This is a genomic window from Trinickia sp. LjRoot230, from assembly GCF_964253315.1.
Taxonomy (GTDB): Bacteria; Pseudomonadota; Gammaproteobacteria; order Burkholderiales; family Burkholderiaceae; genus Trinickia.
Genome location: NZ_CAXUQX020000001.1, coordinates 1,896,798 through 1,920,724 on the forward strand (window position 1 = coordinate 1,896,798; position 23,927 = coordinate 1,920,724).

Consider the following 23,927-nt stretch of genomic DNA (forward strand, 5'->3'; position numbering starts at 1 on the left):
GCGGGCCTGACGCAATGACGTTACGCAATCACGCCGACTTGCCACGGCACGAATTCGTTTTGCCCGTAGCCGAGCAACTCGCTCTTCGAACGCGTGCCGGAGGCGCAATCGAGCATCATGCGAAAGATCGCTTCGCCCAGCGCGTCGATAGTCGCGGTGCCGTCGACCACGCCGCCGCAGTCGATGTCCATATCGTCTTCCTGGCGCTCCCACAAGGCTGTGTTGGTCGAGAGCTTGAGCGACGGCGCGGGCGAGCAGCCATAGGCGGAGCCACGCCCGGTGGTGAAGCAAATCAGGTTCGCGCCCGAAGCGACTTGCCCCGTCGCCGAGACGGGATCGTAGCCTGGCGAGTCCATGAAGACGAAGCCTTTGGCGGTGACAGGCTGCGCGTATTCGTACACCTCGACGAGGTTCGTCGTGCCGCCTTTCGCCACGGCGCCGAGCGATTTTTCGAGAATCGTGGTGAGGCCACCCGCCTTGTTGCCGGCAGACGGATTGTTGTCGAGCGCGGCGCCGTTGCGCACGCAGTAGTCTTGCCACCAGGCAATGCGAGCGAGCAGTTTTTCGCCGACTTCGCGGCTGACGGCACGTCGTGTCAGCAAATGCTCCGCGCCGTAGATCTCCGGTGTTTCCGACAGAATCGCGGTGCCGCCGTGCTGCACGAGCCGGTCCACCGCCGCGCCGAGCGCGGGATTGGCCGAGATGCCCGAGTAACCGTCCGAGCCGCCGCATTGCAACCCGACCACGAGGTGCGAAGCCGGAACAGGCACACGCTCCACGCGGTTGGCCTCGGCGAGCATGTCTTTCACCATCGCAATGCCGCGTTCGACGGTCTTGCGTGTGCCGCCGCTGTCCTGGATCGTGAAGCTGCGCAGCTTTGGCTGGTTGCCGTCGAGGCCGCCGGCCGCCAGCACGCCTTCGATCTGATTCGTCTCGCAGCCGAGCCCCACAAACAGCACCGATGCGAAGTTCGGGTGCACAGCGTAGCCTGCCAGCGTGCGCCGCAAAATCGCGATGCCCTCGCCGTGTGAGTCGATGCCGCAGCCGAGCCCGTGCGTGAGTGCCACCACGCCGTCCACATTCGGATAGTCGGCCAGCGCGTCGGGATGAACGTCACGCCGGAAATAATCGGCGATCGCGCGTGCGGCTGTTGCCGAGCAGTTCACGCTCGTTAGGACTCCTATGTAATTGCGCGTGGCCACGCGGCCATCGCTGCGCCGGATGCCCATGAAGTGCGCCGGCACAGGGGCGTAGGTGGTCGGGTGCACGTCGATGCCGAAAGCATGCTCGCGTTCGAACTCGGCCATGCCGAGGTTATGTACATGCACGTGTTGTCCGCGCGCGATGTTTTCGCGCGCCACCCCGATGATCTGGTTATAGCGTTTGACAGGCTCGCCTTTGCCGATCGCACGCGTCGCGATCTTGTGTCCGGGCGGAATCAGCCCCGAGACGACGAGGTCTTCGGTGTCCAGACGCGCACCCGACATCAACTGGCGCGTGGCGATGACGACATCGTCGTTCGGGTGCAGGCGGATAACGGCGTGTGCCTGAGAATCGAGGGAAGACATGAGAGGCCTCGTAACGCTAACGCTGACGCAAATGGAAAGGTAAGCCGATTTCAGATCGTCGAACGCGCGGCATTCGTTTCGCTGCGCGGTTGCGGCTCGATCGGCAGCGGCTCGATTTTGCCGACGATCACGAGATAGCTGAACGCACCGAGAAAGCAAAACCCGCCGGCAACGACGAGCGGGATCGTGAACGAGCCCTTACTCAATGCCACCATGAAGCCGGTAAACGTCGTAATGACGATGCCGGCCAGGTTCGACGCGAAGTTTTGAATGCCGCCGATCGATGCTACGTGGCGCGGGGTTGGCGCGACATCGGCAGGCAGCGACCAGATGCTGGCAGCGGCAAACGCGAGGCTGCCGTACGAGATGCCGAAAAAAGCCAGCATCCAATACACGTTGGATGTCAACGTCGAGAGTGTGATGGCCGACGACATCAGCATGCCGCCCACCATGCAGGTTTTGCGTGCGGCGGTGAGACTCCAACCGCGGCGATAGAGCGCGTCGGAGACGAGCCCGCCGATCCATCCGCCCGGAATCGCCATCAACGCGGGGATCATGCCCAGTGTGCCGAGCGATTTGAGCGAGAAACCGCGCGTTTGCACGAGGTAGCTCGGAAACCAGGTGATGAAGAAGTAGATGACGAAGTTCAGGCAGAAAAAGCCGAGCATCATGCCCCAGAGCGTGCGATGCCGAAAGAGCGATGCCCAGGTTACTTGCGTGTCCGCCGAGTGGGCGAGCGAGTCGGGAATCACATCGTGCTCGCCCGTCATGTCGCCGTGTGCGGGGCTGCGATAGATGATGAACCAACCGGCGATCCACACCGCACCGAGCGCACCTGTGATGATGAACGCGGCTTTCCATCCGAGTGTGCCGATGATCAGCGCGACAACCGGAATCGAAAGTGCCGAGCCGACGCGCGAGCCGCTGTCGAAGATGCTCGTGGCAAGGGCGCGTTCGCTTGGCTTGAACCATTGGCTGACGAGCTTTGCGCAAGAGGGGTAGGCACCGGCCTCGCCGACGCCGAGCAACAGCCGGCAGCCGAACATGCCTGCCACGCTCGATACGCCTGCCGTTGCGGCCGTAAATAACGACCACCAGCCCACGGCGAGCGGCAGCGCGATGCGGGCGCCGACGCGATCGACGAACCAGCCGAACGGAATTTGCATCAGCGCATAGGTCCAGAAGAACCCGCTCAGGATGAGCCCCATTTGTGCGGGGCCGATGCCGAGTGCCTTTTCGATTTGAGGTGCCGCGACGGCGAGGTTGGCGCGATCGATGTAGTTCACTGCTATCGCGAGGAAGCATAGGAGGATGACCACCCAGCGCATTTTTCTCATTTACACGTCTCCATTCGTTATTACTTAGTAGTGCTTACTATTTCATTACGCGGATGCCACCGTCCGCAGCGCCGTAGTAAGCCGCGGTTGATCGATCTTCAAGCCTAGCTCCACGGCCATCTCTACCACGGGCTGAAAGCGTCGCATCTTCTTTTCACTGTGATTGCGCGCGATATCGGCCAAGCGGTGATCGAGAAACGGATTTTCGAACCGCTCTCGTACATCCTGCAGATAACGGCGCGCTGTATCGCCCTGACCGAGCGCATCGAATACCGGCAGCACTTCCTGTTGCCAGACCGATTCGAGATCCGCCCGCAATGCCGTATCGCGCATCGCGTGCAGCGTGTTCTCGTCGGCTGCGCGGCCATCGCCGAGCCAGCGTTCGGCCAGATAGGTGTGACCAAGATTCAGCAGAAACAGCTTGAGCCGTTCGTATTGGATCAGATCGTCGGTGACGATCATCGCGTCATGCTCACAGGGCAGCACCATGCCGTCGCGACGCTCGATAGCCCACAACGCGTAGGGCTCTGCGATCGCACCAACGGGCTGAATCGGCTCGGACACGATACGATCGACAAGCGAATTGACCCAGACACAAGTGTCTTCGATATAACGCACAAACGCGGGGTCGCTGTGCCATTCCCGAGCGATACCGCTCACGAGCGCGCGCAGTGTGTCGCCGTTGTTGGTGATGAGTTCGCAAGGCAGCAGCGTCAATGGCGCGGCGCCCGCTGCGAACCGCGCGTGCAGCAGAACGACGAGCTTGGCCGCAAAGCCGCGCGGCACGCGCGCGCCGGGCGCGAGCAACTCGGCCGTGTCGTCGGCGAACGACAGGTAGCCGCTGTCGCTTGTATTCGAGATCACCACTTGCGCATCGTGTGCGAAGCGCTCGCATACGAGCGGCCAATCGGTGTTCGCATCGAGCGCTTCGTTGATCGCCGTGCTGTCGATCGTCGTATCGACAACCTTCTCACGCTGCACGCCGCGCACTCGCACCGGGTAACGCCGTTGCGCGCGCAGCGCTTCGATGCGCGCCCGGCTATCGGGGTTGCCCGTGGTTTGGATGACGGTGACATGACCGAGTGCCCGCCCGCTTTGCAGCGCCTCGGAAATGAAGAGATCGGCGTGAGCCTGCAAAAACCGGCTCGTGCCGAATTGGAGAATCGGATTTCCCATGACGATTTCGCGCACTCAACAATCGACGAGCGCTTTGATTACGCCGGCCTGCGGATCGAGCAGGGTGGGAAAACTCACGGGCAACTCCGCTAGCGAAAGCCTGTGCGTGTTGAGCGCGGCAGTCGGAATCTTGCCGGCGCGCATCGCTTCGAGCACCGTTTCAAAGTCGGCCGGCGTTGCATTGCGGCTTGCCAGCAGCGTCGTTTCTCGCTTATGGAACTCAGGGTCGGCAAATGAAATTCTGTCTCGCACAATGGAAATCAGCACATACTTGCCGCCGTGCGCGACGAATTCGAGGCCACGCTCCATTGCTTTGATGTTGCCGGTGGCGTCGAAAACGACATCGAAAAACTCGTCATCGGTGAGCTGCGCGAGCTGCACTTTGTCCGTCTCGGCTTCGCTCGCATCGAGCAGCACGGTATGGTCCATGTGTAATTCGGACTCGCAAACCGCGAGCCGGTCGGCACGGCCGTCGAGTACCGTCACCACGCCGCCGCGCAGCTTGGCGAAGATCGCGGCGGCCATGCCGATCGGCCCGGCGCCGACCACCAAAACACGCTGCCCGGCTGCAACCTCCGCGCGCGCCGCCGCATGTGCACCAATGGCGAGGAACTCGAGCATCGCGGCTTGATCGAGCGTCACGCCGTCGGCCTTGAAGGCGAACCCTTGCGGCACAGCGAGGTACTCGGCCATCCCGCCATCGGCATGCACGCCGAGCACGCGAATGTTGACGCAGCAGTTGGTCTTGTTCGCCCGGCACGCCACGCACTGCCCGCATGACAGATAGGGCATGACGTAGACCTGATCGCCCGCTTTGACATGTGCACCGGCAGGTGCCGACTCGACGATGCCGGCTAGCTCATGACCCATCACGCGTGGGTATGCGAGGAAGGGCTGATTGCCGGTGAAGATGTGGAGGTCGGTGCCACACACGCCGACACGCTTGATACGAATGAGGACGTCGTCAGGGCCCGCTTCGGGCATCGGGCGCTCGGCCAGGGCAAGCTTGCCCGGTTGTTCGCAAATGACTGTTTTCATCGATGATCAGGTACCTGAGGACGAGTCGCGAAAGAGTTTTGGTCTTACCGGGCATCAAAATATAAAATAACGACGAATTGGTCAAGCCAATTTTCAATTGGACTACGAAACAATCCGGCCTCGATTTACAATCGCCGCTCTCCGCCGGCCGCGACAGCAGGCCGACCGTTCATCAACAGGAACCGCCCCGTGGCTGCCAAACCCGCCGAGACGCGACGTCTTTATCTGCAAATCGCCGACAAGCTGCGCGCATTGATGGAGCAACCGGACTTCGCGCGCAACGGCAGGCTGCCGCCCGAGCGCGAACTCGCGGAGCGGCTTGGCGTATCGCGTCCTTCGGTGCGCGAGGCGCTCGTCGCATTGGAGCTCGAAGGACGCGTCGAAATTCGGATGGGTTCCGGTGTCTACGTGTGCCCGCTTGCGGATACGGATGCCGATAGTGCTGCCGCAGCGCTGCCACGCGAGGCGGAACTCGGCGCCAGTCTCGTCGATATCATGTCGGCGCGCTCTGTCATTGAAGGCGCCGTTGCGGCAAGCGTGGCGCCCTTTGCCAAGGCCCGGGCGCTGAAAGCGCTGCGTGCAATCTACGAGAAGATGGAGTCGGAGGTTCGCGCGGGTCAGGTGCCCGACGCCGCCGATCGCGCGTTTCATACGACGATCGCGCAGATGTCCGGCAACGAGGTGCTGACACGGCTCGTCGGTTCGCTATTCGACGAACGGCACAGTCCGCTTTCGACGAAGTTGCGCGGCCACTTCGAAAACGAGGGCACGTGGCTCGCAGCGCTTCGCGAGCACAGGGACATTCTCGAGGCGCTCGAAGCACACGACAGCGTGCAAGCGCAGGCGGCAATGCAACGTCATATGAAGGCGTCGCTCGAACGCGTGATGGCGCAACGCAAGCAGAGCTGATCGAATACGACACAGCGGGAATGCAGCGCAAATGCGATGAATACGGCGCGCGCGTTCGGTTTGCGAATCGCATCTTCGTGCAGCGATTTTATTCAATTGCGCGGCTCGCTATGCTTGGCACCTGTTTTAATGCCTTGGGGGCCGGTATGCCGTCAGTATCTTCTTTTGGTGGAGACGCAAATGTCGTGATGCCGCGCGTTGGCGCGACTACTCCACTGCAACCGCTTGATGAGGACGGCGCTACGCGTCCGTCGAGTGACATGGCGATACGTGCGAGGGAGGGGCTGCTCGCGTCTTTGCCCAGACTTGAGGGGGGCATGCGTGCTATTGGCATTGCCCCTCAAGCGTCGAATGTAACCGAAGGGGTTTCGCTAATCGACTATCGCAAGCTGCATGCGCAGCTTGCCAAGTGGCGCGCTCATCCCGAGAAGTCTTTTGAAGAAGATTTTCCAACGGTGTTGCAAGTGATGCGCACGGCAACGCCCGAGCAATGCGCCGAATTATTGGATATCGTTGCAAAGTGGACGATGCAGCCGGCGAAGGTTATGAGCAGCAATGTAAAGCGTGCGTTGAGCGAATGCCCTTCATTAACCGACAACGTTCGGCGACAACTTGTAAATGCCATTATCGAATGGGATCTATCGGTTATCCCGCAGGACGACAAGCTGCATTGTTTTCGTCGGATCGCACAGGAAGCCTTGATGAATCACCGAGCGGATGAGCGTGATCGTTTGGTAGGGCGCCTGATGACGATGGCTGCAAAGTGCGGTAATCGCGAAGATCAAGTCCCCGCATTGGAGGGCATCGTAAGGGTTTGTTTTCCTGAGCTACTTGTCGAGCAGCAACCGATGATCCCCGCCGCCTAATTTGTGCGAAGCACGGCTGATGAACACAGCCTTGCTTCGCACGATTACTGACTACAGGCTAGGTACCCGCCGGCTTCACGACCAAAAGTCCGACACCTCGATATTGCGCAAATCGAACACGAGTACCTCTGCGTCGTGGCCGTTGGCGAAATCGAGGCTGCGCTCGCCGCGCACCCGCATGCCATCGCCCTCGGACAATGTGTGCCCATTCACCATCACGCTGCCGCGCGCGACATGCACATAAGCGAAGCGCTCCGCAGCAAGGGTGAGGCTCGCGCGCTCGTCACCGTCGAATAGCCCCGCATAAACGCGGGCATCCTGCCGCAATTCCAGTGACTGATCGGCGCCGTCCGGCGACATAATGATCCGCAATTTGCCGCGTTTTTCTGCTGGCGAAAACATCTGTTGCTGATAGCGCGGTGTGGCGCCGCTCTTCTCGGTAGCGAGCCAGATCTGCAGAAAATGCACGGTCTCGCTGCTCGAATGGTTGAACTCGCTGTGCACGACGCCCGTACCCGCGCTCATCAATTGAACGTCGCCGGGTGTGATGACCGAACCCGTGCCCATCGAATCCTTGTGTTCGAGCGCGCCTTCCAGCACGTACGAAAAAATCTCGACGTCCCGATGCGGATGCTTGCCGAAGCCACGACCCGGCATGACCCGGTCGTCGTTGATGACGAGCAGGTCGGAAAACCCCATCTGCTTCGGATCGTAGTAATTCGCAAACGAAAACGTATGGCGGGAGTTGAGCCAGCCGTGTTCCGCATGACCTCGTTCATCAGCGCGTCTGATTTCAAACATATCGACCTCCGGTTGTTGGGTTGAGGCCGCGAGCCGTTCGCTGCCATTCACCATTCGCTCAGTGTAAGTCAACTTAAACGGCTTAAATCATGGGAGAATGCGAATCACTGTCTCAAATTAGTGGACATTCAGTAAGCACTCCTATGCAACTCGACGATCTGCGAATCTTTGTTGTTACGGTCGAAGCGCGTAATTTCACCGCCGCGGCGGATCGTCTCCAATTGTCGAAGCAGTTCGTAAGCCGCCGCGTAATGGCACTCGAGGCCGGTCTCGGTGTGCGCTTGCTCGTGCGCAATACGCGCAAGCTCACGGTAACCGACCTGGGCCAGGAGCTTTACGAGCGGGCGAAGCGAATCCTGGCCGAGGTGACGGATGCCGAGCAGGCCATGTCGCTGCGACGCTCGCAGCCGCGGGGCTTGCTGCGCGTCAGCGCGCCGATGTCGTTCGGCACGACGCATTTGTCGCCGCTCGTTGCCGACTTCATGCGTGGCAACTCGGAGGTGCGTGTCGATATCGAACTGAGTGACCGGGTCGTCGATTTGATTGGCGACGGCTTCGACATGGCGCTGCGCATCGGAACGCTGTCGGATTCGACGCTGATCGCACAAAAGCTTGCCGAGATCCGGATGGTGACCTGTTGTTCGCCGGCTTATCGCGCAGCGCGCCGGCCGCCGGCGACACCGGAGGACCTGATTCGGCACCCGTGTTTGCTCTACGGGCAGGAAGGGCGCACGGGTTGGGAGTTCGTCATCGACGGCGTAAAGCGCGCTATCGAAGTGCGGGGCCCGCTGCGTGCCAATAATGGTGAAGTGATTCGTGATGCCGCCATCGCGGGGTTGGGCGTAGCGCTACTGCCCGAATTCATCGTTTCGGCTGCGATTGCGAATGGGGAATTGATCGAATTGCTCGATGTATTCGCGGCGCCTGCGCTCGCGCTTTATGCCGTGTGCCCGCAACATCGCGAAAGCTCGCTCACTATCCGCGCGTTCACGCAATTCTTGCGACAGCGCTTCGCGCGGGCGCTAGGCATTTGATGCGTTGCGTGGGAAGCGTTGCTTGGGGCAATACCTTGCCGGCAAAGTCGAGCGACGTTGCCGGCGTGGTATCAAGGCACGAGAGACGCTTCGGGCGTCGGTGCATCTATCAGGACACTCAGTACATCTTCTTCGGCGGTTGCGAGCGGCGAACCTGCTTGCGCAACCGGGCCACTGCGGCGGCTTTCTTGCGCTTGCGCTCGGCGGTGGGCTTTTCGTAGCTCATCCGGGCGCGAAGCTCTTTCAGGAGACCAGTGCTTTCAATAGCGCGCCGAAAGCGGCGGAGTGCAACTTCGAGCGGTTCATTCAGTTTAGGCGTAACGGTTGTCAAGTCGTTCCTTGGTTGGGACTCCAGCGGCGTCGTGCTAAGCGCTTTTGAGCGCATCAACTCGCCGCCCAGGCGCATGAGTCATTCATCAGTCAAGGACAGACGCGCCAAGTGTTATATCTGTCGATGATATCGTGCCCCGTTTCCATGAGCCGTAGCCGACGGGTTGGGCCATATCGGCCTTGCAAACGGCCTGCCAACACAATCTATCGGCGAAAAAGCTCGAGCGCGCGCGGAAAAAAGAAGGGGAGCGAGGGGCTCCGGCCGGGCATCAGGGCGATGCCGATGCGATCGTTCCGCGGCAAAGGGCAAGTCACTATACACGTTATTGCCCGGTTGACCCGACGTTTTTTCATTAGTAGCGCTCGAAAAGCGAGCCGGATCATGGCTTTCCGCGTTATTTCGAGAGGCAGCGCAACAAGCTGCTTGACAGTCCGAACGGTGCCGGATACTATTCGAATCTGAAGTTTTCAAGAAGTCCGATTGCTGCTCATCAGTTCACCGCTTGTCGCGCTGTATTCGTTGTCCTCTCCCTGCTTGATACTTTGACTCTGCACCCGCGAAATTTTTCGCTGGGCGCGTATATGTTTATTTTTTGCTTTAAGGATTTTTATGGATACGGGTATCGTCAAGTGGTTCAACGACAGCAAGGGCTTCGGCTTTATTACGCCTGACGCAGGCGGCGACGATTTGTTCGCGCATTTTTCGGAGATTCGTGGCGAAGGCTTCAAAACGCTCGCCGAGAACCAACGCGTGCAGTACGAAACCAAGCGTGGCCCCAAGGGCCTGCAGGCCGCGAATATCACGGCGCTGTAATTTGAAGTGCCTGCGCCGGCCTCAGCGCCGGTGCCGTTGCACGGCATCGAATGCTCGATGTCGTGCGCTACTTTTCCAGCTTCGATTCCTTCGGCCTCGGTTTACTACGGCTCTTCAATCTGCAGGTCAGTCGCCCTGCTGCTGGTCAATCATTCCACGGATAAACGCTTTTCACGTGCGCAATGCAGCGTGAGGCAAGTTCCGTTCAAAACAAAATTAAAATGCGTAATTCACGTTCACACTCACATGTTCAGCACTACCGCGGTTATGCGGTACAGTCTTCGGCGCATCGTTTGCCCGACGGGTATTTTTCCTCGAACCTGATGATCGAGCGATCGACCCTACCGGTCTCGTCGGATCGCTACGATTTTTATGCGCTCGATTATTTTTCGAACGAAGCCGAAGCAATCGATTTTTCGAAGCGCTGGGCGCGTCATTGGATCGACTCGCGCGGTTGATCGGCTCGGTCACGCGTATGCCAGGCGATACCCGCAAGCTTGCTTGCGGTCAGAGGAAAGCCAAAAGCGCAAGCTGATGCCGCGTTTCGCCGCCTTTTACGAGCGAATAGAGACACGCCTGCTTGCGTTCTTGCTGCGTCCATCCGTTGTCGTCGATGAACCGGTCCCAGCGCGCATCTTCGAGCGAGATAGGCCGCCCACGCGTGCGCGCGAACGATTGCAGCATTCGGCTGGCCGATCGGCGCATCAACGTGCCGCTCTCGTCGAGAACATACGATTCGTGTCCGATGCGGATGACGAGATAGTGCGGATGGATGGGCGTGTTCACGTCATTGCACATCCCATAGACTGTCGCCGCCGGTGCTGGCATCGATCAATTGTTCGGCGTAGAGCGTCGAGGCACGTCGTGCGTCGCCGGTATTCTCGAACGGCTTGGGCGAGGCCAGCCGAAACACGCGGCTGCGGGCCGCAAGCGTGCCTGATGCGAGCTCGCTGATTCTGACGGCTGCGTCGAAGCCTGCCTCGTAATCGCGCGCGAGTCCCGGCTGGGTTGCCCGGTGGGGAAAGACGAGGGGATAGATCTCAAAGCCGCGATACAGGCGAAGGTTGGCGGTGATTGTCATGGACTGCTCCGTGGCCGCGCTCGCGCGCGGCGTAATGATGTAGGTGGCGTAGCGCAACGGATCAATGGACACGCTGCCGGGTTGATTGCGCAGCCGCGATGAACTGGGCGCTGCTTTTGCGTTCGCTGGCCGATAAAAAATGAAGAAGGCGCACCTTTTGGTGCGCCTTTCGTGCGCTAGGGGTAGAGCACTCGGCTTTTCGCCCGATCGTACGCGCTTTCCTCTATTTGTACAGTTAAATTTCCGCGCACGTCTGCCGCGACGGTCTATCTGGCGCCGAGCGGCAGAGGCCCCCAAACGGGGAGCCGGGCCGACGTGCGATAATGCCGGATCACTTCTTTTCCATACGGCGCGCGGACATGGCCTGATCCAAAGCTTGGCGCCGGGCACGCATTCCCCGTGAAAAATTTCGTTGTCCCAATCGATGCGCTCGCCTCGTTCGACGAGATCGTAGACGTGCGCACGCCGCTCGAGTTCGCGGAAGACCACATCCCCGGCGCAATCAATGCGCCCGTGCTCAGCAACGAGGAACGGGTGATCGTCGGCACGCTTTACAAGCGTTCGCCATTCGAAGCAACGCGCATCGGCGCCGCGATGGTCGCGCGCAATATCGCACATCACCTCGACACCTGCTTTGCCGATCGGCCCCGCAACTGGCGCCCGCTCATTTACTGCTGGCGAGGCGGCAAGCGCTCGGGTTCGATGACGGCCTGGTTCAACATGGTCGGCTGGCAGGCTCGCCAGCTCGACGGCGGGTATAAGGCGTATCGGCATCACGTGCTCGATCAACTGGAGCATCTCGCGCCGCAGTTGACGTATATCGCGCTGACGGGCCATACCGGAACGGGCAAAACCCGCTTGCTGCAGGCACTCGCCGCAGCCGGCGCCCAGGTACTCGATCTGGAAGCGCTCGCGCTGCATCGTGGCTCGCTGTTGGGCGCATTACCCGATTCGCCGCAGCCGACCCAAAAGGCGTTCGACACTGCATTGGCCACGGCGCTCTCGGCAATGCAGTTGGATCGTCCCGTGTTCATCGAGGCGGAAAGCCGCCGTATCGGCAAGATCACTGTCCCGACTTCATTGCTCGACGCGTTTCGTGCCGGCCGTTGCGTGCGCGTGAGCGCGCCGTTGCCGATGCGTGTGAAGTTTTTGCTCGAAGACTACGCGCATCTTTTCGATACGCCACAACATTTCAAGGATCAACTGGCGCGATTGATCGGGTTGCAAAGCCGCCAGACCGTCGAGCGCTGGCATACGCTGATCGATGCGAACGAGCGGACGCAACTGTTTACGGAACTCGTCGAAGCGCATTACGATCCTGCCTACGCGCGTAGCAGCGAGCGCTCGTTTGGCCGAATCGACCATGCGATGCAGTTTTCGTTTGACCCATGCGCGTGCGTGGCCAACCGCATCGACCAGGCGCGCGAACTCCTCGCTCAACTCGAAGCAAACGGCATGATGTCCATTGCTGCTCGCGCCATACCAGGTGCGCCGAGCACGGCATCTGCCGCACCGACGAACCAATCGAGCGCGCAACGCAACGGACGGCATGGCGCACCGGCTGGCATTGCGGATAGCTGAACCGAATCGCGCGAGATCAGCGACACAAACCCTGTACGACAAAACCAAGCGCACGCCTACCGGACCATGGAATCATTTGTTCAAACCCGCCGCCCGGCGGCATCGCCCATCGCCGTTGCAGTTTTTGTGCTGATTGCGGTGGCCGGGCTCTTTTACGTCAAGTGGTCGCCGTACTACGCGCGCCTCTTTGTCGCCGCGGGCACCCATTCGATCGGACATTCGATCCTCAGCGGCACGGCTTCGACACCGCCCGCCGCATCATGGCAAGCGGCGCTGCACTACGCGAGCACCTATGGTCGTGCGATTTGGCAAGCGATGGTGCTCGGCTTGCTGCTCGGCTCGGCTGTGCAGACGCTACTGCCCGCGCATTGGATTGCGCGCGTACTCGGGGGAGCGGGGTTGCGCAGTGTCGCAGCCGGTGGCGTGCTTGCCCTTCCAGGAATGATGTGCACTTGTTGTGCCGCGCCCGTCGTGGTGGGGCTGCGCAAGCGCCAGGCGTCGCAAGGCGCTGCCGTGGCATTTTGGCTCGGCAATTCCGTGCTCAATCCGGCCACGCTGGTGTTCATGGGGTTCGTGCTCGGCTGGCATTGGACCGCATTGCGCCTGGTGTTAGGTGTGCTGCTGGTGTTCGGTGGCGGGTGGCTCGTAGATGCGACGGCGAGCGCCGCCGAACGCGCGTCCGCGCGAGCGCAACTGCAATCGCTGGAGATAGCTGGCGAGTCGCCGCAGGGCAACGCGTTCGCCCGCTGGCTCAAGCTGCTTGCGCAGATGACCGTTCGGCTCGTGCCGGAATACATCGTGCTCGTATTGCTGCTGGGTGCGGCGCGCGCCTGGCTTTTCCCGCATGTCGGCCCCGAGGTCGACAACGCGATCAGTTGGATCGTCGCATTCGCCGCGGCTGGTACGCTGTTCGTCATTCCGACCGCGGGCGAGGTGCCGATCGTTCAGACGATGCTTTCGTTCGGTGTGGCGGCAGGCCCTGCCGCGGCGCTCATGATGACGTTGCCGCCCATCAGTGTTCCGTCGCTCGTGATGACTGCGCGCGCGTTGGGTACGCGCGTGGTGGTCATGATGCTGCTGATGGTGTTGGCCACGGGAATCATGGCGGGCTGCATCGCGGCGGCGTTGCACTTATGAGTGCTTTGCGGCTTTTTTTCGCGCGTTCTTTGGAGACACTGCGATGACATCGGTTTCGACTTCGACTTCGACTTCGACGACAGCTGCCGCGGTGCCGCGTTTGACTGAGCTTTCCCATGGCGGCGGGTGTGGTTGCAAGATCGCGCCGGGCGTGCTGGCCGAGTTGCTCAAGCGCACGGTGCCAATGCCGGCTTTCGCGGATCTGCTCGTCGGCTCCGATACGGCCGATGACGCCGCAGTCTATCGGCTCAACGACGAGCAGGCCATTGTCGCGACGACTGACTTCTTTATGCCGATTGTCGACGACCCGTACGACTTCGGCCGCATCGCCGCAACCAACGCGCTCTCCGATATCTATGCGATGGGCGGCAAGCCGCTGTTCGCGCTCGCGATCGTTGGCATGCCGATTAACGTGCTGCCGCGCGAGACCATCGCGAGTGTGTTGCGCGGCGGCGAAGCAATCTGTGCAGAAGCCGGCATACCTGTGGCGGGCGGGCATTCGATCGACTCGGTCGAGCCGATCTATGGGCTTGCCGCGATCGGCGTCGTGCACCCGCAGCATATCGCGCGCAATGCGAGCGCGCATGAAGGCGATCTGCTCGTGCTGGGTAAGCCGCTTGGTGTCGGCGTATTGTCGGCTGCTCTTAAGAAGGGGCAACTCGATGCTCGAGGATATGCGGCAATGATTGCCGCGACTACGCGGCTGAACCGGCCTGGCCCCGCGCTGGCCGCGCTCGATGGCGTCCATGCCATGACGGATGTGACGGGCTTCGGTGTGCTCGGGCACCTGTTGGAGCTATGCCGTGGTGCCCAACTTGCTGCACGCGTCGACTTCTCTGCGCTGCCTTGGCTGGAAGGCGTGATCGAACTGGCGCAGCGCGGCATGATCACGGGCGCGTCGGCTCGCAACTGGGCTGCCTATGGTGCCGATGTCACGCTCGCACCAGCGCTGCCGCCGTTTGCACAGGCATTGCTGACCGATCCGCAGACATCGGGCGGTCTGCTCGTGTCCTGTGCGGCGCACGCGGTGGGCGAGGTGCTTGCCTGTATGAAAGCAGGCGGCTTCGACGAAGCCGCAGTCATTGGTACGCTCGTGCAGGGCGCGCCGCATGTGGTCGTTGCCTGAGATAGCGTACCCGGCCAGGTCATATTTAGGACTCCGAAGTAACGCAACCGACGCACGCGAGACGCACAGCGAGGAAATCGATCAATGTGCGCACGCGGCGCGGGATCGTACGCCCTGAGAGCCAAACGAGGTGCATCGGCGCCGGTGCGGGCTCGAATGCATCGAGCACAGTCACGACCGCCCCGGAATCGAGCAGCGACTGCACTTGAAAGATGGGCGCGCGTCCGATGCCCGCACCGGCGAGCGCAGCCTGGTTGCAGGCCATGGCGCTCGGCGACCTGAAGCGGCCGGTCACATCGACGGAGCCGCCGGCACGGTTGAATGTCCATGTCTCGCGCTTTGTGTCCTGGCGCAGGATGCACTCGTGCGTAGCAAGGTCGGACGGATGAGCGGGCCAGCCGTGTAACTCGAAGTAGTGAGGCGCACCGAAAACCACACGTCGCAATGCGCCGATCGGCTTGGCTCGCAAGTTCGAATCGGGCAGGCGCCCCAGCCTGATAGCAATGTCGATGTCGTGATGCGCGAGGTCCACATGTCGCTCGTCGAGCAGCAATTCCACTCGAATGTTCGCATGGGCTTGCAAGAACTGCGCGATGATCGGTGCGACGAAATCGGCACCGAAAGTGGTCGGTGCTCCGACGCGAATGCTGCCGCGCAGCTCCTTGGCGAGATCTGCAACTTCCTCCCGCGCCGTTCGTATCGCATGGACGGCAGGGCGGATTTTCGCCGCGAATTTCAGGCATGCCGCAGTGGGCTCGACGCGGCGCGTCGTACGATGAAAGAGCGTCGCGTTCAGATCGCCTTCGATTGCCGCAAGGGTGCGGCTCACCGATTGCAATGTCCGCCCCAACGATTTCGCCGCGGCAGTGAGACTGCCGTCGTCGATGATGGCCAGCAATACTTCATATTCGTCTCGGCTCACGGATTCTCTCGATTTTCGGAAGAATGTTTGACGGCTCTGCGCGCTATGCGCGGCAGGGATGCAAGCGTACAGTCTACTGACGCGTTCGTTGCATTAGGGCGAATCACAGGTGTTTCACGTGACCGGAGACAAGACATGACACAAGCGAACACAACCGATACCCCGCTTACTTATAGCAGCCAATTGACGCTCGCGGATGCGCGTCGCGTCGCTCAAGCGGCGGAACAAGAAGCCGTGCGTAACGGTTGGCCGATGGTGATTGCGATTGTCGACAGCGGAGCGAACCTGATGCTCCACGAGCGGCTAGATCAAGCACAGCTTGGCAGTATCGAAGTCGCCAAACAAAAGGCCGAGACCGCAGTCAGATTTCGCCGGCCCACGCGAGTTTTCGAGGATGCCGTGGCACAAGGCGGGCTCCACTGGCGGTTGCTCGGTATGACGAATCTCGTGCCGCTGAATGGCGGCATTCCATTGATGCGCGACGGAGCAGTGGTTGGCGCAATCGGCGTATCGGGGATGAGTTCGGAGCAAGATGCGCAAGTCGCGCAGGCTGGCGCCAACGCGCTGGCCGAACACGCGCCGCAATAGAATAGCTGCGTCGAACGGTGTCAGGCCGGCAATGCGGTCGGCGTTGCTGCGCGCACTCTTGCGAGCGTGTCTGCGAGATAGGACTCGCGCGCTGCACGCCGCTTGATTTTTCCGCTCGATGTCTTCGGGATGGTGCCTGGCTCGATGAAGACAATGTCGAACAGGCTTAGCTCATATTCATCGAAAATGGCGCGGCGAAGGTGCGCGGCTAGCTCGGCAGTATCGACATTGCGCCGGCTCGCACGTTCGATCTCCTGTACGAGTACGACCCTTTCCTCGCCGTGGGGCCCGTCAACGGAAAAAGCCGCGTTGCTGCCGGCGCGCGCGGCAGGGCTTGCCTGCTCGGCGATGCGCTCGATGTCTTGCGGATAATAGTTGCGCCCACGCACGATGATGACGTCCTTCAGCCGGCCGACGACGAACAGCTCGTTGTCGCGCATCACGCCGAGATCGCCGGTGCGCAAATAGCGAGTGCGAGTTTCGTCGCCCTCGATATGCGCATGAAACGTGTCGCGAGACGCCGCTTCGTTCTCCCAATAGCGCTCGGGCACGTGTGAGCCGGTTACCCAGATTTCGCCGACCATGCCGTGCGGCAGCGCTTGCCGTGTGTGTGGCGCGACGATGGCGATCGACTCGCCGGCCAATGCGTGGCCGCATCCGACGAGCCGCGAGTTGCCGTCGGGCAGCGTGGGCGCCACGAGCCGTCCGCCGGCCAACGCGGCCTTGTCGGCGCTAATGACGACGGTGGCAGCAGCCGGGTCTTTGCCCGAGATCATCAGCGTGGCTTCCGCCATGCCGTAGCACGGGTACATCGCGGTAGCAGACAAACCGAGTGCGGCGAATCGCGCTGAGAACGTCTCGACGGTGTTCGCCCTAACGGGCTCGCCGCTGTTGAATGCCACCTCCCAACAGGACAGATCGACCTCGCAGGCGCGAATTTTTTCGAACGCCTTGATGCACAGGTCATAGGCGTAATTGGGGCCGCCGCTGACCTGCGCTCGGTATTCGCTGATCGCGCGCATCCATAGCGTCGGGTCGCGCGCGAAGTCGCCCGGCGCCATCAGCACCGAATGTCCACCCATGTACAGCGGTTGAAGGATGTTTCCGATAAGGCCCATGTCATGGTAAAAGGGCGCCCATCCAACATAAATCACCCCGGGACAGCTGCGTAACGCATCGCACTGCATCGCGAGATTGGACAATACGTTCGCTTGTCGGACGACGACCCCCTTCGGCAGTGAGGTCGAGCCCGACGTGTATTGGATGAACGCGGTGTCGTGCGCAGGATGAAAAGCACCGCCGGTGCCGCGCTCGTCGTCGACGAACGGCGTCCAATCGTTCAGCGGCCAGATCGCCATGTCTGGCGTCGCGCCATCGAGTTCATCGGCGATCGAGCGCGGCACGTCCTCCGATACCAGACAAACCGTCGCGCCGCAATCGCGCGCAATCGCCGTCGTTGCGTCGCGCAGGCGCTTGTTGCGCAACGACGGAATAGGAACGGGCACCACGCCCGCGTATTGACACGCGAAGAACGCGACGATGAACGTGAGACCGGACCCGAGCATCAGCATGACCCGCGCACCGGGACGCGTGGCCGCGGCGAGCGCGCTGCCGAGCCCGATAGCGGCGCGATCGAGTTCGCGATAGCTGATGCTATCGACGGCTTGTCCGCGCACGAGGAACGTATACGCCGTCGCATCGGGTTTCACGCTTGCCCAGTGGCGCAGCGTTTGCGCGAGCGTCGAAACGGCACCTGCGTGCCAGGTCGGGTCGCGATCGAAAGCAAGGCGCAGTGTCATCGTCATCGAGAATCGACTCGTGAATCAATGGAGTTAGTTCGTCATGCAAAGCGGTGCAATGCAATGCGGATCTGGCGTTTCGCCATCTCACCATCGCGCATCGTGCTTCCAACGGCCGGTGATCGGGCGTAGCGCCAATCGCAGCAGGCCGATTTTTCCCATATGAAAGCCGATGGCCGATTGTTTGAGATAGCGTTCATAGCGCGACGTGACCGCTTCACCCACGAGTTGCACCGCTTGCTCTCTTCGCTTCGCTAAATTGCGCGCCCAGCACTCGAGTGTGCGGGCGTAATGCAAGCGATGATTGACGACACTCGTGATCTCGAACAGGTCTTGCGTGCTTTTGACGATTTCTTCGAATGTAGGCAGGTCTGCCGATGGAAAAATTTCGTTATTGATGAAGGCACTGGCTTCGCTGCGTTTCATCGTTCCGTATGCAATCGTTTGCAGCGACAGGCGCCCGTCGGGCGTGAGCCAATCGCGGCAGCGACGAAAAAAATCGGCGTAGAGCGCGATTTTTTGGGTGTCGCTGTCCTCGGGGGAGGCGAAGTGCTCGAATGCGCCGACCGAGACGATGGAGTCATAGCGCGCCTCGGGTTCGTGATCGGCCCAATGCTCGAGTCGCACGTCGGCGTGAGGCAAGCCAAGCGCGCTGACATAGTCGAATTGATCGTGGCTTAATGTGAGCCCCGTGGCTCTCGCGGCTCGCCGTTCGAGGCACGCGAGCTGTAACAGCGCGCCCCATCCGCAGCCAATGTCGAGTACGTTCGATCCTTCTTGAACATGCGCCGCGTCGAGATGCAAGCGGATCTTCGCGAGCTGTGCGTCACGCAGTTCGCCGCCGGCACTCGCGTCGGGCCAGAGTGCACACGAGTAGGACAGCGTATCGTCGAGCCAGAGCGCGTAGAAGGCACGGCCTACGTCGTAGTGATAGGCGATCGCGGAGGCCGAACCCCCATAGTTCGTTGCGGCGGTACTCATGCAGCGTGCCTTTGCGGCAGGCGGCGCACAACGTCCGCGGCGAGCTCGGCCAGCGTTGTATTTTCGAATATCACCGACGGCGGGATTTCCTGGCGGACATATACCTCGAGATCGAGCAGCATCGAAGTCGTGATGGCTGAGTCGAGCCCGAGGCTGTCGAGCTCGGCATGTTCGTCGAGTTCAGCCTCGGAGAAGTTGAGCACCTGCGCGAGATAAGCCTTGCACCACGCGACGATCATCGCGGCATCGACGGTTGCGGGGCTGCCTTGGGCGAGTTCTGTGTGCATGTTGGCTTTCCTTATCGAGTGGCGAGCGGCCGTCGTTCGAGCGCTTGCATTTGGGCTTTCGTGGGCACGTTGACCTCCCGCGCAAGCCCGGTCAGCGCGAGCAGACAGATGAACCAATAGCCGGGATCGATGCGATACCACGCAAGGCCGAATGACGCCGACGCGGGGAACGCATGATGGTTGTTATGCCACGGCTCGCCGAAAACGAACGGCGCCAATAACGCGATGTTGCGGCTTTCGTCACGCGCGCGAAATCGTCGCGTACCGAGCATATGGCCAAACGAGTTGAGGGCCCAAATCGAGTGTTCGAGAATGAACATTCGCACAACGCCACCCCACAGCGCACCCGTTAGGAGTCCTATCCATTCACCTCGCAGCGCCGCACACAAGATGGCCGGCAAAATGACTCCCGCGATCGCGCAGTAGTAGTAGCGCCGATTGATGGCAACCAGCAGGCGTTCGCGCACGAGATCCGGCGCGTACTGAACCACATTGGGATACGGGTGCCCCGCCATCCAGGTGAAATGGGCATGAGCCAGCCCTCGCAGGCGCCCGCGCAGCGAGGCGCCATGCAAATTCGGCGAGTGGACGTCGCCGTCTCGATCGGTTAATTCGTGATGCCGCCGATGCATTGCCACCCATGAGATGACGGGGCCTTGACCGGCCATCTGCCCGACGATCGCCAACGCTGCGGCCAACACGCGATTTGCTTTGAACGAGCGATGCGTGAAGAGCCGATGGTAGCCAACCGATACGCTGAGCCCCGTCGCAGCCCACATGAGCAAGAACACTACGGCTTCTTGCATGCCGACGTGAAACGAACGTGCCGTGGCGAATGCAACCAGCGTTACCGGAATCGGCAGAATGTCGAAAATGACGAAGTGTTTGCGCTGCAGCCGGCGCAACGCGGGATCGTCGATAACCCGCCTGGCTCCAGGGCTCATAGCCGGTCCGCCGGTGCAGCCTTGCATGACGCCTCCAATGGGTTTTTTCCGACAATGGCGAACGCGGTGCTCGTCGATGGGATTTGCAATCCCAATGTTAGGAAAATTGCGTGCTTGCGCGGAGCGCGTGTTTCGGAGTCGCGTGTTTCGGCGAAGCGCACGCGCAATGTACGCAAGCCGTTGACCGGCGTGGCGTTGCGCGAAATACGATGGGCCAAACCCAAAAAACGCCTACTACGGGAATGATTAGAACCGAAACGGCAGGCAGTGCCGTCGATGCTGTTTTCGTTGAGTGCACAACTAAAAGCGGACCGATCCAGGGTGCGGCGTATCGTCGGTGCAAGTGCAAACCTGCCGTCGCTATGTCGCTTGGCCACAGTGCTTCGCGAATCGGTTACAATCTTGCGTTCGCCGTTTGAAAGGCGCTCGAGTGGAAGAAATGGCGTGAATCTTTCCACACGGCAGTCCGTCAAGCGGCCGCAGCATGAACAGCGAACACGAACGCGCATTGCATACCTATGCGCGATTCGGCTGCGAGGATGGCGAAATTGGTAGACGCACCAGGTTTAGGTCCTGACGCCAGCAATGGTGTGCGGGTTCGAGTCCCGCTCCTCGCACCACTTATTTCTCGTTTCTTTTTCCTGTCATCGAAGCGCCTGCAGTTGCAGGCGTTGCCGCGTCCCGCGCGAATTCAGACACGAACGCCATGAGCGAGCTCACCGGGAACTCAGCACGACCGCCGCGCACCGCCATCGTCGGTGCCGGTGCGATTGGCGGGTTGCTTGCCGCCGCGCTATCGCAGGCCGGCCACGTGGTCAGCGTACTTGCCCGCGGACAAACACTCGAAGCGATTCGCAACGAGGGCATTCGCGTGATCGAAACGGGTGGGCAGGTCCGCCGCTTCGACGTGCGCGTAAGCGCTGACGCGGCGGATCTTGGTGAGCAGGACTTCGTCGTGATCGCGGTCAAGGCGCAGTCCGTACCGGCGCTGGCCTCGGCCATGCAGCCGCTCATCGGCGCCGAAACCGCGGTTGTCAGCGCGACGAACGGCTTGCCGTGGTGGTTTCTCGATGGCATGCAGCGCTCGCTTGCCGACGCGCGCATCGAGGCCGTCGACCCGGGCGGCGCGGTCTCCCGCGCGCTGCCCGCTGCACGCGCGATCGGCTGCGTAGTGCATCTTTCGGCATCGACGGACGCACCGGGCATCGTGCGGCGCGGCCGCGGTAATCGGCTCATCATCGGCGCGGCACAGCGCGCGCTTGCCGACACCGCGCGAACACTCGCACAGGCATTGTCCGCGGGCGGGTTCGATGCCGTCGCCACCGACGATATTCGCACCGAAATCTGGGCCAAGCTGTGGGGCAATATGAACATGAACCCGCTCAGCGCGCTGACGGGCTCCACGGCTGACCGCCTGCTCGACGATCCGCTTACGCATGCGTTGGTGCTCCGGATGATGGAGGAGGCCGATGCCATTGGCGCTTGCCTCGGGCTGTCCACTGGCATGGCCGCGAATGCGCGCGTCGCCATCACGCGCGAGCTCGGAGCGTTCAAGACCTCGATGCTGCAAGACCTGGAAGCGGGCCGACCGCTCGAAATCGAGCCGATCCTCGGCGTCTTTCCCGAGTTGGGCCGCAAGATCGGCGTGCCGACGCCATATTGCGATGCCGTGCTGGGCCTCGTGCGCCAGCGCGCCGTCAACAGCGGGCTGTACTAGCTGCCTGCTAGCGCAGACTAGTCGGGCGCTAGCAGGTTCGTAATGACCTTGTCGAGCATCTGTCCGAGCGCGGCTTTTTCGGCGTCATCGAGGCAACCGAAAAGATCTGCATTCCATTTGCGGGCGATCGGCATCACTTTGCGATAAAGCTCGCGACCTTCCTCGGTCAGAGAGATCAACACGACACGCCCGTCGTCGCTGCAAGACTCGCGCCGCGCGAGCCCGCGTTGGATTAGCGCTTCGGCTGCGCGGCTCGCCTGGCTTTTGTCGAGGTTGGCCCGCTTGGCGAGATCCATGATCGAAAACGGCCCGAACGAGCCGACCGATGCGATGACGCGCGCCTCCGGCAGCGTGATTTCAAGCTTCGTCTGATAGCGTTCGCTGATGAAGCGATCCGAAAGCTTGTTCAAAACGTGCATACGGTAGGTCAGAAATTTGTCGAGCCCGGCTTTGGCAGCGGCCTTCATAGGAATCCCGTGGGTTGGATGGCAAAGCAAGTGGCCCGGCGTGCCGCGAAAAACGCAGTCAGGGGGGCTGCATGTGCGACTTAGTTGCCGTATTTTAGGCGAGTCAACTGCTCGGCCTCGTTAGCCAACAGCCGGGCGGCGTCGCGAATCGCCACGTCGAGCGCAATCGGACCGGGCGCGGGCGAAAAGCAGCCGGTGAAATACTCCGACAGCGCGACAAGCGCCGCGGCGTCCACTGCGCCCGATAGCAACGACGCCGGTACACCGGCCGCGCGCGCATGCCGGCAGGCGACGAAGGGCGCTTTGCCGCGCAGCGTTTGCGCATCGGAGCGGCCTTCGCCGGTAATGAGCCAATTAGCGCCGTCGAGCGCCGCATCGAGCCCGAGTTGGGCCGCTATCACCTCCGCGCCGGGCTGGAATTCGGCGCCCAGCATGTGCAAGGCGAAGCCGAGTCCACCCGCCGCGCCTGCGCCGGGCAACTCGCGCGCGCGGCGGCCAAGTGCCGCTTCGACAAGCGTCGCGAAGCGGCCGAGTACGTCGTCGAGCGAGGCGATCTGAGCCGCGCCGACGCCTTTTTGAGGGCCGAAGACGGCGGTTGCGCCATGTTCGCCGGTCAGTGGGTTGTCGACATCCGACATCGCAACGAATGAAGCTTGCGCGAGCCGTGCATCGAAGCCGGAGGCGTCGACGCGCGCAACCCGCGCGAGCGACTCGGGCGTGGGTTCGATTTCGCGGCCATCGGCATCGAACAGCGCGAGGCCGAGGCCGACGAGCAGGCCCGCGCCGCCGTCGTTGGTGCTGCTGCCGCCTAGCGCGACGAAAAAGCGCCGCACGCCCGTGTCGAGCAATGACCGGATAGCGACACCCATGCCGCGTGTGCTGCGCCGCTCGACGGGCGCGTGCATAGCTGTTTCATCAGTGATGCCGACGACTTCCGCGGTCTCGACGATGGCACTGCCGTCGGGGAGCAGCCCGACGGCGGCTTGGCGTTCGTCGTCGGCGGCGCCGGGCACGCTCAACATGCGACGCTCACCGCCGCGCGCGAGCAGGGCGTCGAGCGTCCCTTCTCCGCCGTCGGCCATCGGCACGATGCGCACGATGGCGTCCGGGCGTGCCCGCATGATGCCGGTTGCGATGGCATCAGCAACGCCTTGCGCGCTGAGCGAGCCTTTGAACGAGTCAGGGGCGATGACGACGACCGGCGAGGGCGGCGTATTCGGCATGGTGTCTCCGGATATCGAATTGGTATGTAGTAATGTATCTGCCGCTGCAATAGCGCGGTCGCCATGACTGACTGCTGACGTCCGGCCGACAGCTTATCAGCGCCGCGTCGATTAGCGATAGCATGGCCGATTTTCGCAAGTGAAGCGCAAATCCGGGCTGGGCGAACGAATAGTTTGCTAGAATATTCGATTCTTCCGATC

26 protein-coding genes and 1 tRNA gene are annotated in these 23,927 nt (G+C 61.5%); 11 read left to right on the forward strand and 16 right to left on the reverse strand.

Features of this window, described 5'->3' with window-relative positions:
• Positions 1-20 precede the first annotated feature (20 nt).
• Genes ACSQ20_RS08865 through ACSQ20_RS08880 form a run of 4 tightly spaced genes read right to left on the reverse strand, consistent with a single transcriptional unit; the run spans position 21 to position 5,119 of the window.
• Complete coding sequence (locus tag ACSQ20_RS08865) at positions 21-1,568, reverse strand: UxaA family hydrolase (RefSeq protein ID WP_436019043.1); 1,548 nt, start codon at positions 1,566-1,568, stop codon at positions 21-23.
• Between the two features lie 50 nt (positions 1,569-1,618).
• Positions 1,619-2,905, reverse strand: a complete 1,287-nt coding sequence (locus tag ACSQ20_RS08870; protein WP_436019045.1) for an MFS transporter — start codon at positions 2,903-2,905, stop codon at positions 1,619-1,621.
• 45 nt (positions 2,906-2,950) lie between these two features.
• On the reverse strand, positions 2,951-4,081 hold the full coding sequence (locus ACSQ20_RS08875; RefSeq protein WP_436019047.1) for a mannitol dehydrogenase family protein: 1,131 nt from the start codon (positions 4,079-4,081) through the stop codon (positions 2,951-2,953).
• 15 nt (positions 4,082-4,096) lie between these two features.
• Positions 4,097-5,119 carry a zinc-binding alcohol dehydrogenase family protein gene (locus tag ACSQ20_RS08880; protein ID WP_436019049.1) on the reverse strand — a complete coding sequence of 341 codons (1,023 nt, stop codon included), beginning with the start codon at positions 5,117-5,119 and terminating at the stop codon, positions 4,097-4,099.
• Between the two features lie 189 nt (positions 5,120-5,308).
• Here ACSQ20_RS08880 and ACSQ20_RS08885 point away from each other — a divergent pair, with 189 nt between their 5' ends.
• Both ACSQ20_RS08885 and ACSQ20_RS08890 read left to right on the forward strand, forming a co-directional pair.
• Complete coding sequence (locus ACSQ20_RS08885) at positions 5,309-6,028, forward strand: FadR/GntR family transcriptional regulator (protein WP_436019051.1); 720 nt, start codon at positions 5,309-5,311, stop codon at positions 6,026-6,028.
• A 20-nt stretch (positions 6,029-6,048) separates the two neighbouring features.
• On the forward strand, positions 6,049-6,894 hold the full coding sequence (locus ACSQ20_RS08890; RefSeq protein ID WP_436019053.1) for a hypothetical protein: 846 nt from the start codon (positions 6,049-6,051) through the stop codon (positions 6,892-6,894).
• A 75-nt stretch (positions 6,895-6,969) separates the two neighbouring features.
• Here the strand turns inward: ACSQ20_RS08890 and ACSQ20_RS08895 are convergent, their stop codons facing one another.
• Positions 6,970-7,695: a pirin family protein gene (locus tag ACSQ20_RS08895; protein WP_436019055.1), complete on the reverse strand. Its 726-nt coding sequence runs from the start codon at positions 7,693-7,695 to the stop codon at positions 6,970-6,972.
• A 143-nt stretch (positions 7,696-7,838) separates the two neighbouring features.
• Here ACSQ20_RS08895 and ACSQ20_RS08900 point away from each other — a divergent pair, with 143 nt between their 5' ends.
• Positions 7,839-8,729, forward strand: a complete 891-nt coding sequence (locus ACSQ20_RS08900; RefSeq protein ID WP_436019057.1) for a LysR family transcriptional regulator — start codon at positions 7,839-7,841, stop codon at positions 8,727-8,729.
• Between the two features lie 118 nt (positions 8,730-8,847).
• Here the strand turns inward: ACSQ20_RS08900 and rpsU are convergent, their stop codons facing one another.
• Positions 8,848-9,060 carry a 30S ribosomal protein S21 gene (gene rpsU / locus ACSQ20_RS08905; protein WP_436019059.1) on the reverse strand — a complete coding sequence of 71 codons (213 nt, stop codon included), beginning with the start codon at positions 9,058-9,060 and terminating at the stop codon, positions 8,848-8,850.
• Positions 9,061-9,669: 609 nt separating this feature from the next.
• Between rpsU and ACSQ20_RS08910 the strand changes: the two genes are divergently transcribed.
• Together ACSQ20_RS08910 and ACSQ20_RS08915 are read left to right on the forward strand one after the other, a co-directional pair.
• Entirely contained in the window at positions 9,670-9,873 is a 204-nt protein-coding gene (locus tag ACSQ20_RS08910) for a cold-shock protein (RefSeq protein ID WP_436019061.1), read from the forward strand.
• A 221-nt stretch (positions 9,874-10,094) separates the two neighbouring features.
• Positions 10,095-10,331, forward strand: a complete 237-nt coding sequence (locus tag ACSQ20_RS08915) for a hypothetical protein (protein WP_436019063.1) — start codon at positions 10,095-10,097, stop codon at positions 10,329-10,331.
• 49 nt (positions 10,332-10,380) lie between these two features.
• On the opposite strand, the gene ACSQ20_RS08920 is transcribed toward ACSQ20_RS08915, so the two are convergent.
• Positions 10,381-10,659, reverse strand: coding sequence for a hypothetical protein (locus ACSQ20_RS08920; protein ID WP_436019065.1), 279 nt, complete (start codon positions 10,657-10,659; stop codon positions 10,381-10,383).
• A 1-nt stretch (position 10,660) separates the two neighbouring features.
• Complete coding sequence (locus tag ACSQ20_RS08925; RefSeq protein ID WP_436019067.1) at positions 10,661-10,954, reverse strand: hypothetical protein; 294 nt, start codon at positions 10,952-10,954, stop codon at positions 10,661-10,663.
• A 399-nt stretch (positions 10,955-11,353) separates the two neighbouring features.
• Between ACSQ20_RS08925 and mnmH the strand changes: the two genes are divergently transcribed.
• The 3 genes from mnmH to selD all read left to right on the forward strand — a co-directional run bounded on the left by mnmH (position 11,354) and on the right by selD (position 14,798).
• Positions 11,354-12,535 (forward strand): tRNA 2-selenouridine(34) synthase MnmH, encoded by a 1,182-nt coding sequence (mnmH, locus tag ACSQ20_RS08930; protein ID WP_436019069.1) that lies wholly within the window; start codon positions 11,354-11,356, stop codon positions 12,533-12,535.
• A gap of 66 nt (positions 12,536-12,601) precedes the next feature.
• Positions 12,602-13,672: a permease gene (locus ACSQ20_RS08935; protein ID WP_436019071.1), complete on the forward strand. Its 1,071-nt coding sequence runs from the start codon at positions 12,602-12,604 to the stop codon at positions 13,670-13,672.
• A gap of 43 nt (positions 13,673-13,715) precedes the next feature.
• On the forward strand, positions 13,716-14,798 hold the full coding sequence (selD, locus tag ACSQ20_RS08940; RefSeq protein WP_436019073.1) for a selenide, water dikinase SelD: 1,083 nt from the start codon (positions 13,716-13,718) through the stop codon (positions 14,796-14,798).
• 25 nt (positions 14,799-14,823) lie between these two features.
• Here the strand turns inward: selD and ACSQ20_RS08945 are convergent, their stop codons facing one another.
• A complete protein-coding gene (locus tag ACSQ20_RS08945) occupies positions 14,824-15,720 on the reverse strand; it encodes a LysR family transcriptional regulator (protein WP_436019075.1) in 897 nt (298 codons plus the stop codon).
• 135 nt (positions 15,721-15,855) lie between these two features.
• Between ACSQ20_RS08945 and ACSQ20_RS08950 the strand changes: the two genes are divergently transcribed.
• A complete protein-coding gene (locus ACSQ20_RS08950) occupies positions 15,856-16,308 on the forward strand; it encodes a GlcG/HbpS family heme-binding protein (RefSeq protein ID WP_436019077.1) in 453 nt (150 codons plus the stop codon).
• A 20-nt stretch (positions 16,309-16,328) separates the two neighbouring features.
• On the opposite strand, the gene ACSQ20_RS08955 is transcribed toward ACSQ20_RS08950, so the two are convergent.
• From ACSQ20_RS08955 to ACSQ20_RS08975, 5 genes are all read right to left on the reverse strand, one after another.
• Positions 16,329-18,113 carry a fatty acyl-AMP ligase gene (locus ACSQ20_RS08955; protein WP_436019079.1) on the reverse strand — a complete coding sequence of 595 codons (1,785 nt, stop codon included), beginning with the start codon at positions 18,111-18,113 and terminating at the stop codon, positions 16,329-16,331.
• Between the two features lie 81 nt (positions 18,114-18,194).
• Entirely contained in the window at positions 18,195-19,088 is an 894-nt protein-coding gene (locus ACSQ20_RS08960; RefSeq protein ID WP_436019081.1) for a class I SAM-dependent methyltransferase, read from the reverse strand.
• Complete coding sequence (locus ACSQ20_RS08965; protein WP_436019083.1) at positions 19,085-19,375, reverse strand: acyl carrier protein; 291 nt, start codon at positions 19,373-19,375, stop codon at positions 19,085-19,087. The genes ACSQ20_RS08960 and ACSQ20_RS08965 overlap by 4 nt, the downstream gene beginning before the upstream one ends.
• An 11-nt stretch (positions 19,376-19,386) precedes the next feature.
• A complete protein-coding gene (locus ACSQ20_RS08970; protein ID WP_436019085.1) occupies positions 19,387-20,319 on the reverse strand; it encodes an acyl-CoA desaturase in 933 nt (310 codons plus the stop codon).
• Complete coding sequence (locus tag ACSQ20_RS08975) at positions 20,316-20,777, reverse strand: hypothetical protein (protein ID WP_436019087.1); 462 nt, start codon at positions 20,775-20,777, stop codon at positions 20,316-20,318. The genes ACSQ20_RS08970 and ACSQ20_RS08975 overlap by 4 nt, the downstream gene beginning before the upstream one ends.
• Positions 20,778-20,852: 75 nt before the next feature.
• On the opposite strand from ACSQ20_RS08975, the gene ACSQ20_RS08980 reads away from it, so the two are divergent.
• Positions 20,853-20,939: transfer RNA gene (locus tag ACSQ20_RS08980), tRNA-Leu, on the forward strand.
• An 86-nt stretch (positions 20,940-21,025) separates the two neighbouring features.
• Positions 21,026-22,036, forward strand: a complete 1,011-nt coding sequence (locus tag ACSQ20_RS08985) for a 2-dehydropantoate 2-reductase (RefSeq protein ID WP_436019089.1) — start codon at positions 21,026-21,028, stop codon at positions 22,034-22,036.
• A gap of 17 nt (positions 22,037-22,053) precedes the next feature.
• Here ACSQ20_RS08985 and ACSQ20_RS08990 read toward each other — a convergent pair whose 3' ends face one another.
• Both ACSQ20_RS08990 and ACSQ20_RS08995 read right to left on the reverse strand, forming a co-directional pair.
• Positions 22,054-22,503: a MarR family winged helix-turn-helix transcriptional regulator gene (locus ACSQ20_RS08990; RefSeq protein ID WP_436019091.1), complete on the reverse strand. Its 450-nt coding sequence runs from the start codon at positions 22,501-22,503 to the stop codon at positions 22,054-22,056.
• 80 nt (positions 22,504-22,583) lie between these two features.
• The gene (locus ACSQ20_RS08995; protein ID WP_436019093.1) at positions 22,584-23,726 is read right to left on the reverse strand and encodes a glycerate kinase; all 1,143 of its coding nucleotides are present in this window, start codon (positions 23,724-23,726) and stop codon (positions 22,584-22,586) included.
• Between the last annotated feature and the right edge of the window lie 201 nt (positions 23,727-23,927).

Excerpts from the sequence above, each read along its gene's own strand:
- ACSQ20_RS08865 (WP_436019043.1), bottom strand. The coding sequence starts at position 1,568 with ATGTCTTCCCTCGATTCTCAGGCACACGCCGTTATCCGCCTGCACCCG.
- ACSQ20_RS08870 (WP_436019045.1), bottom strand. The coding sequence starts at position 2,905 with ATGAGAAAAATGCGCTGGGTGGTCATCCTCCTATGCTTCCTCGCGATA.
- ACSQ20_RS08875 (WP_436019047.1), bottom strand. The coding sequence starts at position 4,081 with ATGGGAAATCCGATTCTCCAATTCGGCACGAGCCGGTTTTTGCAGGCT.
- ACSQ20_RS08880 (WP_436019049.1), bottom strand. The coding sequence starts at position 5,119 with ATGAAAACAGTCATTTGCGAACAACCGGGCAAGCTTGCCCTGGCCGAG.
- ACSQ20_RS08890 (WP_436019053.1), top strand. The coding sequence starts at position 6,049 with ATGCAGCGCAAATGCGATGAATACGGCGCGCGCGTTCGGTTTGCGAAT.
- ACSQ20_RS08895 (WP_436019055.1), bottom strand. The coding sequence starts at position 7,695 with ATGTTTGAAATCAGACGCGCTGATGAACGAGGTCATGCGGAACACGGC.
- ACSQ20_RS08900 (WP_436019057.1), top strand. The coding sequence starts at position 7,839 with ATGCAACTCGACGATCTGCGAATCTTTGTTGTTACGGTCGAAGCGCGT.
- ACSQ20_RS08910 (WP_436019061.1), top strand. The coding sequence starts at position 9,670 with ATGGATACGGGTATCGTCAAGTGGTTCAACGACAGCAAGGGCTTCGGC.
- ACSQ20_RS08915 (WP_436019063.1), top strand. The coding sequence starts at position 10,095 with ATGCGTAATTCACGTTCACACTCACATGTTCAGCACTACCGCGGTTAT.
- ACSQ20_RS08925 (WP_436019067.1), bottom strand. The coding sequence starts at position 10,954 with ATGACAATCACCGCCAACCTTCGCCTGTATCGCGGCTTTGAGATCTAT.
- ACSQ20_RS08935 (WP_436019071.1), top strand. The coding sequence starts at position 12,602 with ATGGAATCATTTGTTCAAACCCGCCGCCCGGCGGCATCGCCCATCGCC.
- selD (WP_436019073.1), top strand. The coding sequence starts at position 13,716 with ATGACATCGGTTTCGACTTCGACTTCGACTTCGACGACAGCTGCCGCG.
- ACSQ20_RS08950 (WP_436019077.1), top strand. The coding sequence starts at position 15,856 with ATGACACAAGCGAACACAACCGATACCCCGCTTACTTATAGCAGCCAA.
- ACSQ20_RS08955 (WP_436019079.1), bottom strand. The coding sequence starts at position 18,113 with ATGACGATGACACTGCGCCTTGCTTTCGATCGCGACCCGACCTGGCAC.
- ACSQ20_RS08960 (WP_436019081.1), bottom strand. The coding sequence starts at position 19,088 with ATGAGTACCGCCGCAACGAACTATGGGGGTTCGGCCTCCGCGATCGCC.
- ACSQ20_RS08965 (WP_436019083.1), bottom strand. The coding sequence starts at position 19,375 with ATGCACACAGAACTCGCCCAAGGCAGCCCCGCAACCGTCGATGCCGCG.
- ACSQ20_RS08970 (WP_436019085.1), bottom strand. The coding sequence starts at position 20,319 with ATGAGCCCTGGAGCCAGGCGGGTTATCGACGATCCCGCGTTGCGCCGG.
- ACSQ20_RS08985 (WP_436019089.1), top strand. The coding sequence starts at position 21,026 with ATGAGCGAGCTCACCGGGAACTCAGCACGACCGCCGCGCACCGCCATC.
- ACSQ20_RS08990 (WP_436019091.1), bottom strand. The coding sequence starts at position 22,503 with ATGAAGGCCGCTGCCAAAGCCGGGCTCGACAAATTTCTGACCTACCGT.
- ACSQ20_RS08995 (WP_436019093.1), bottom strand. The coding sequence starts at position 23,726 with ATGCCGAATACGCCGCCCTCGCCGGTCGTCGTCATCGCCCCTGACTCG.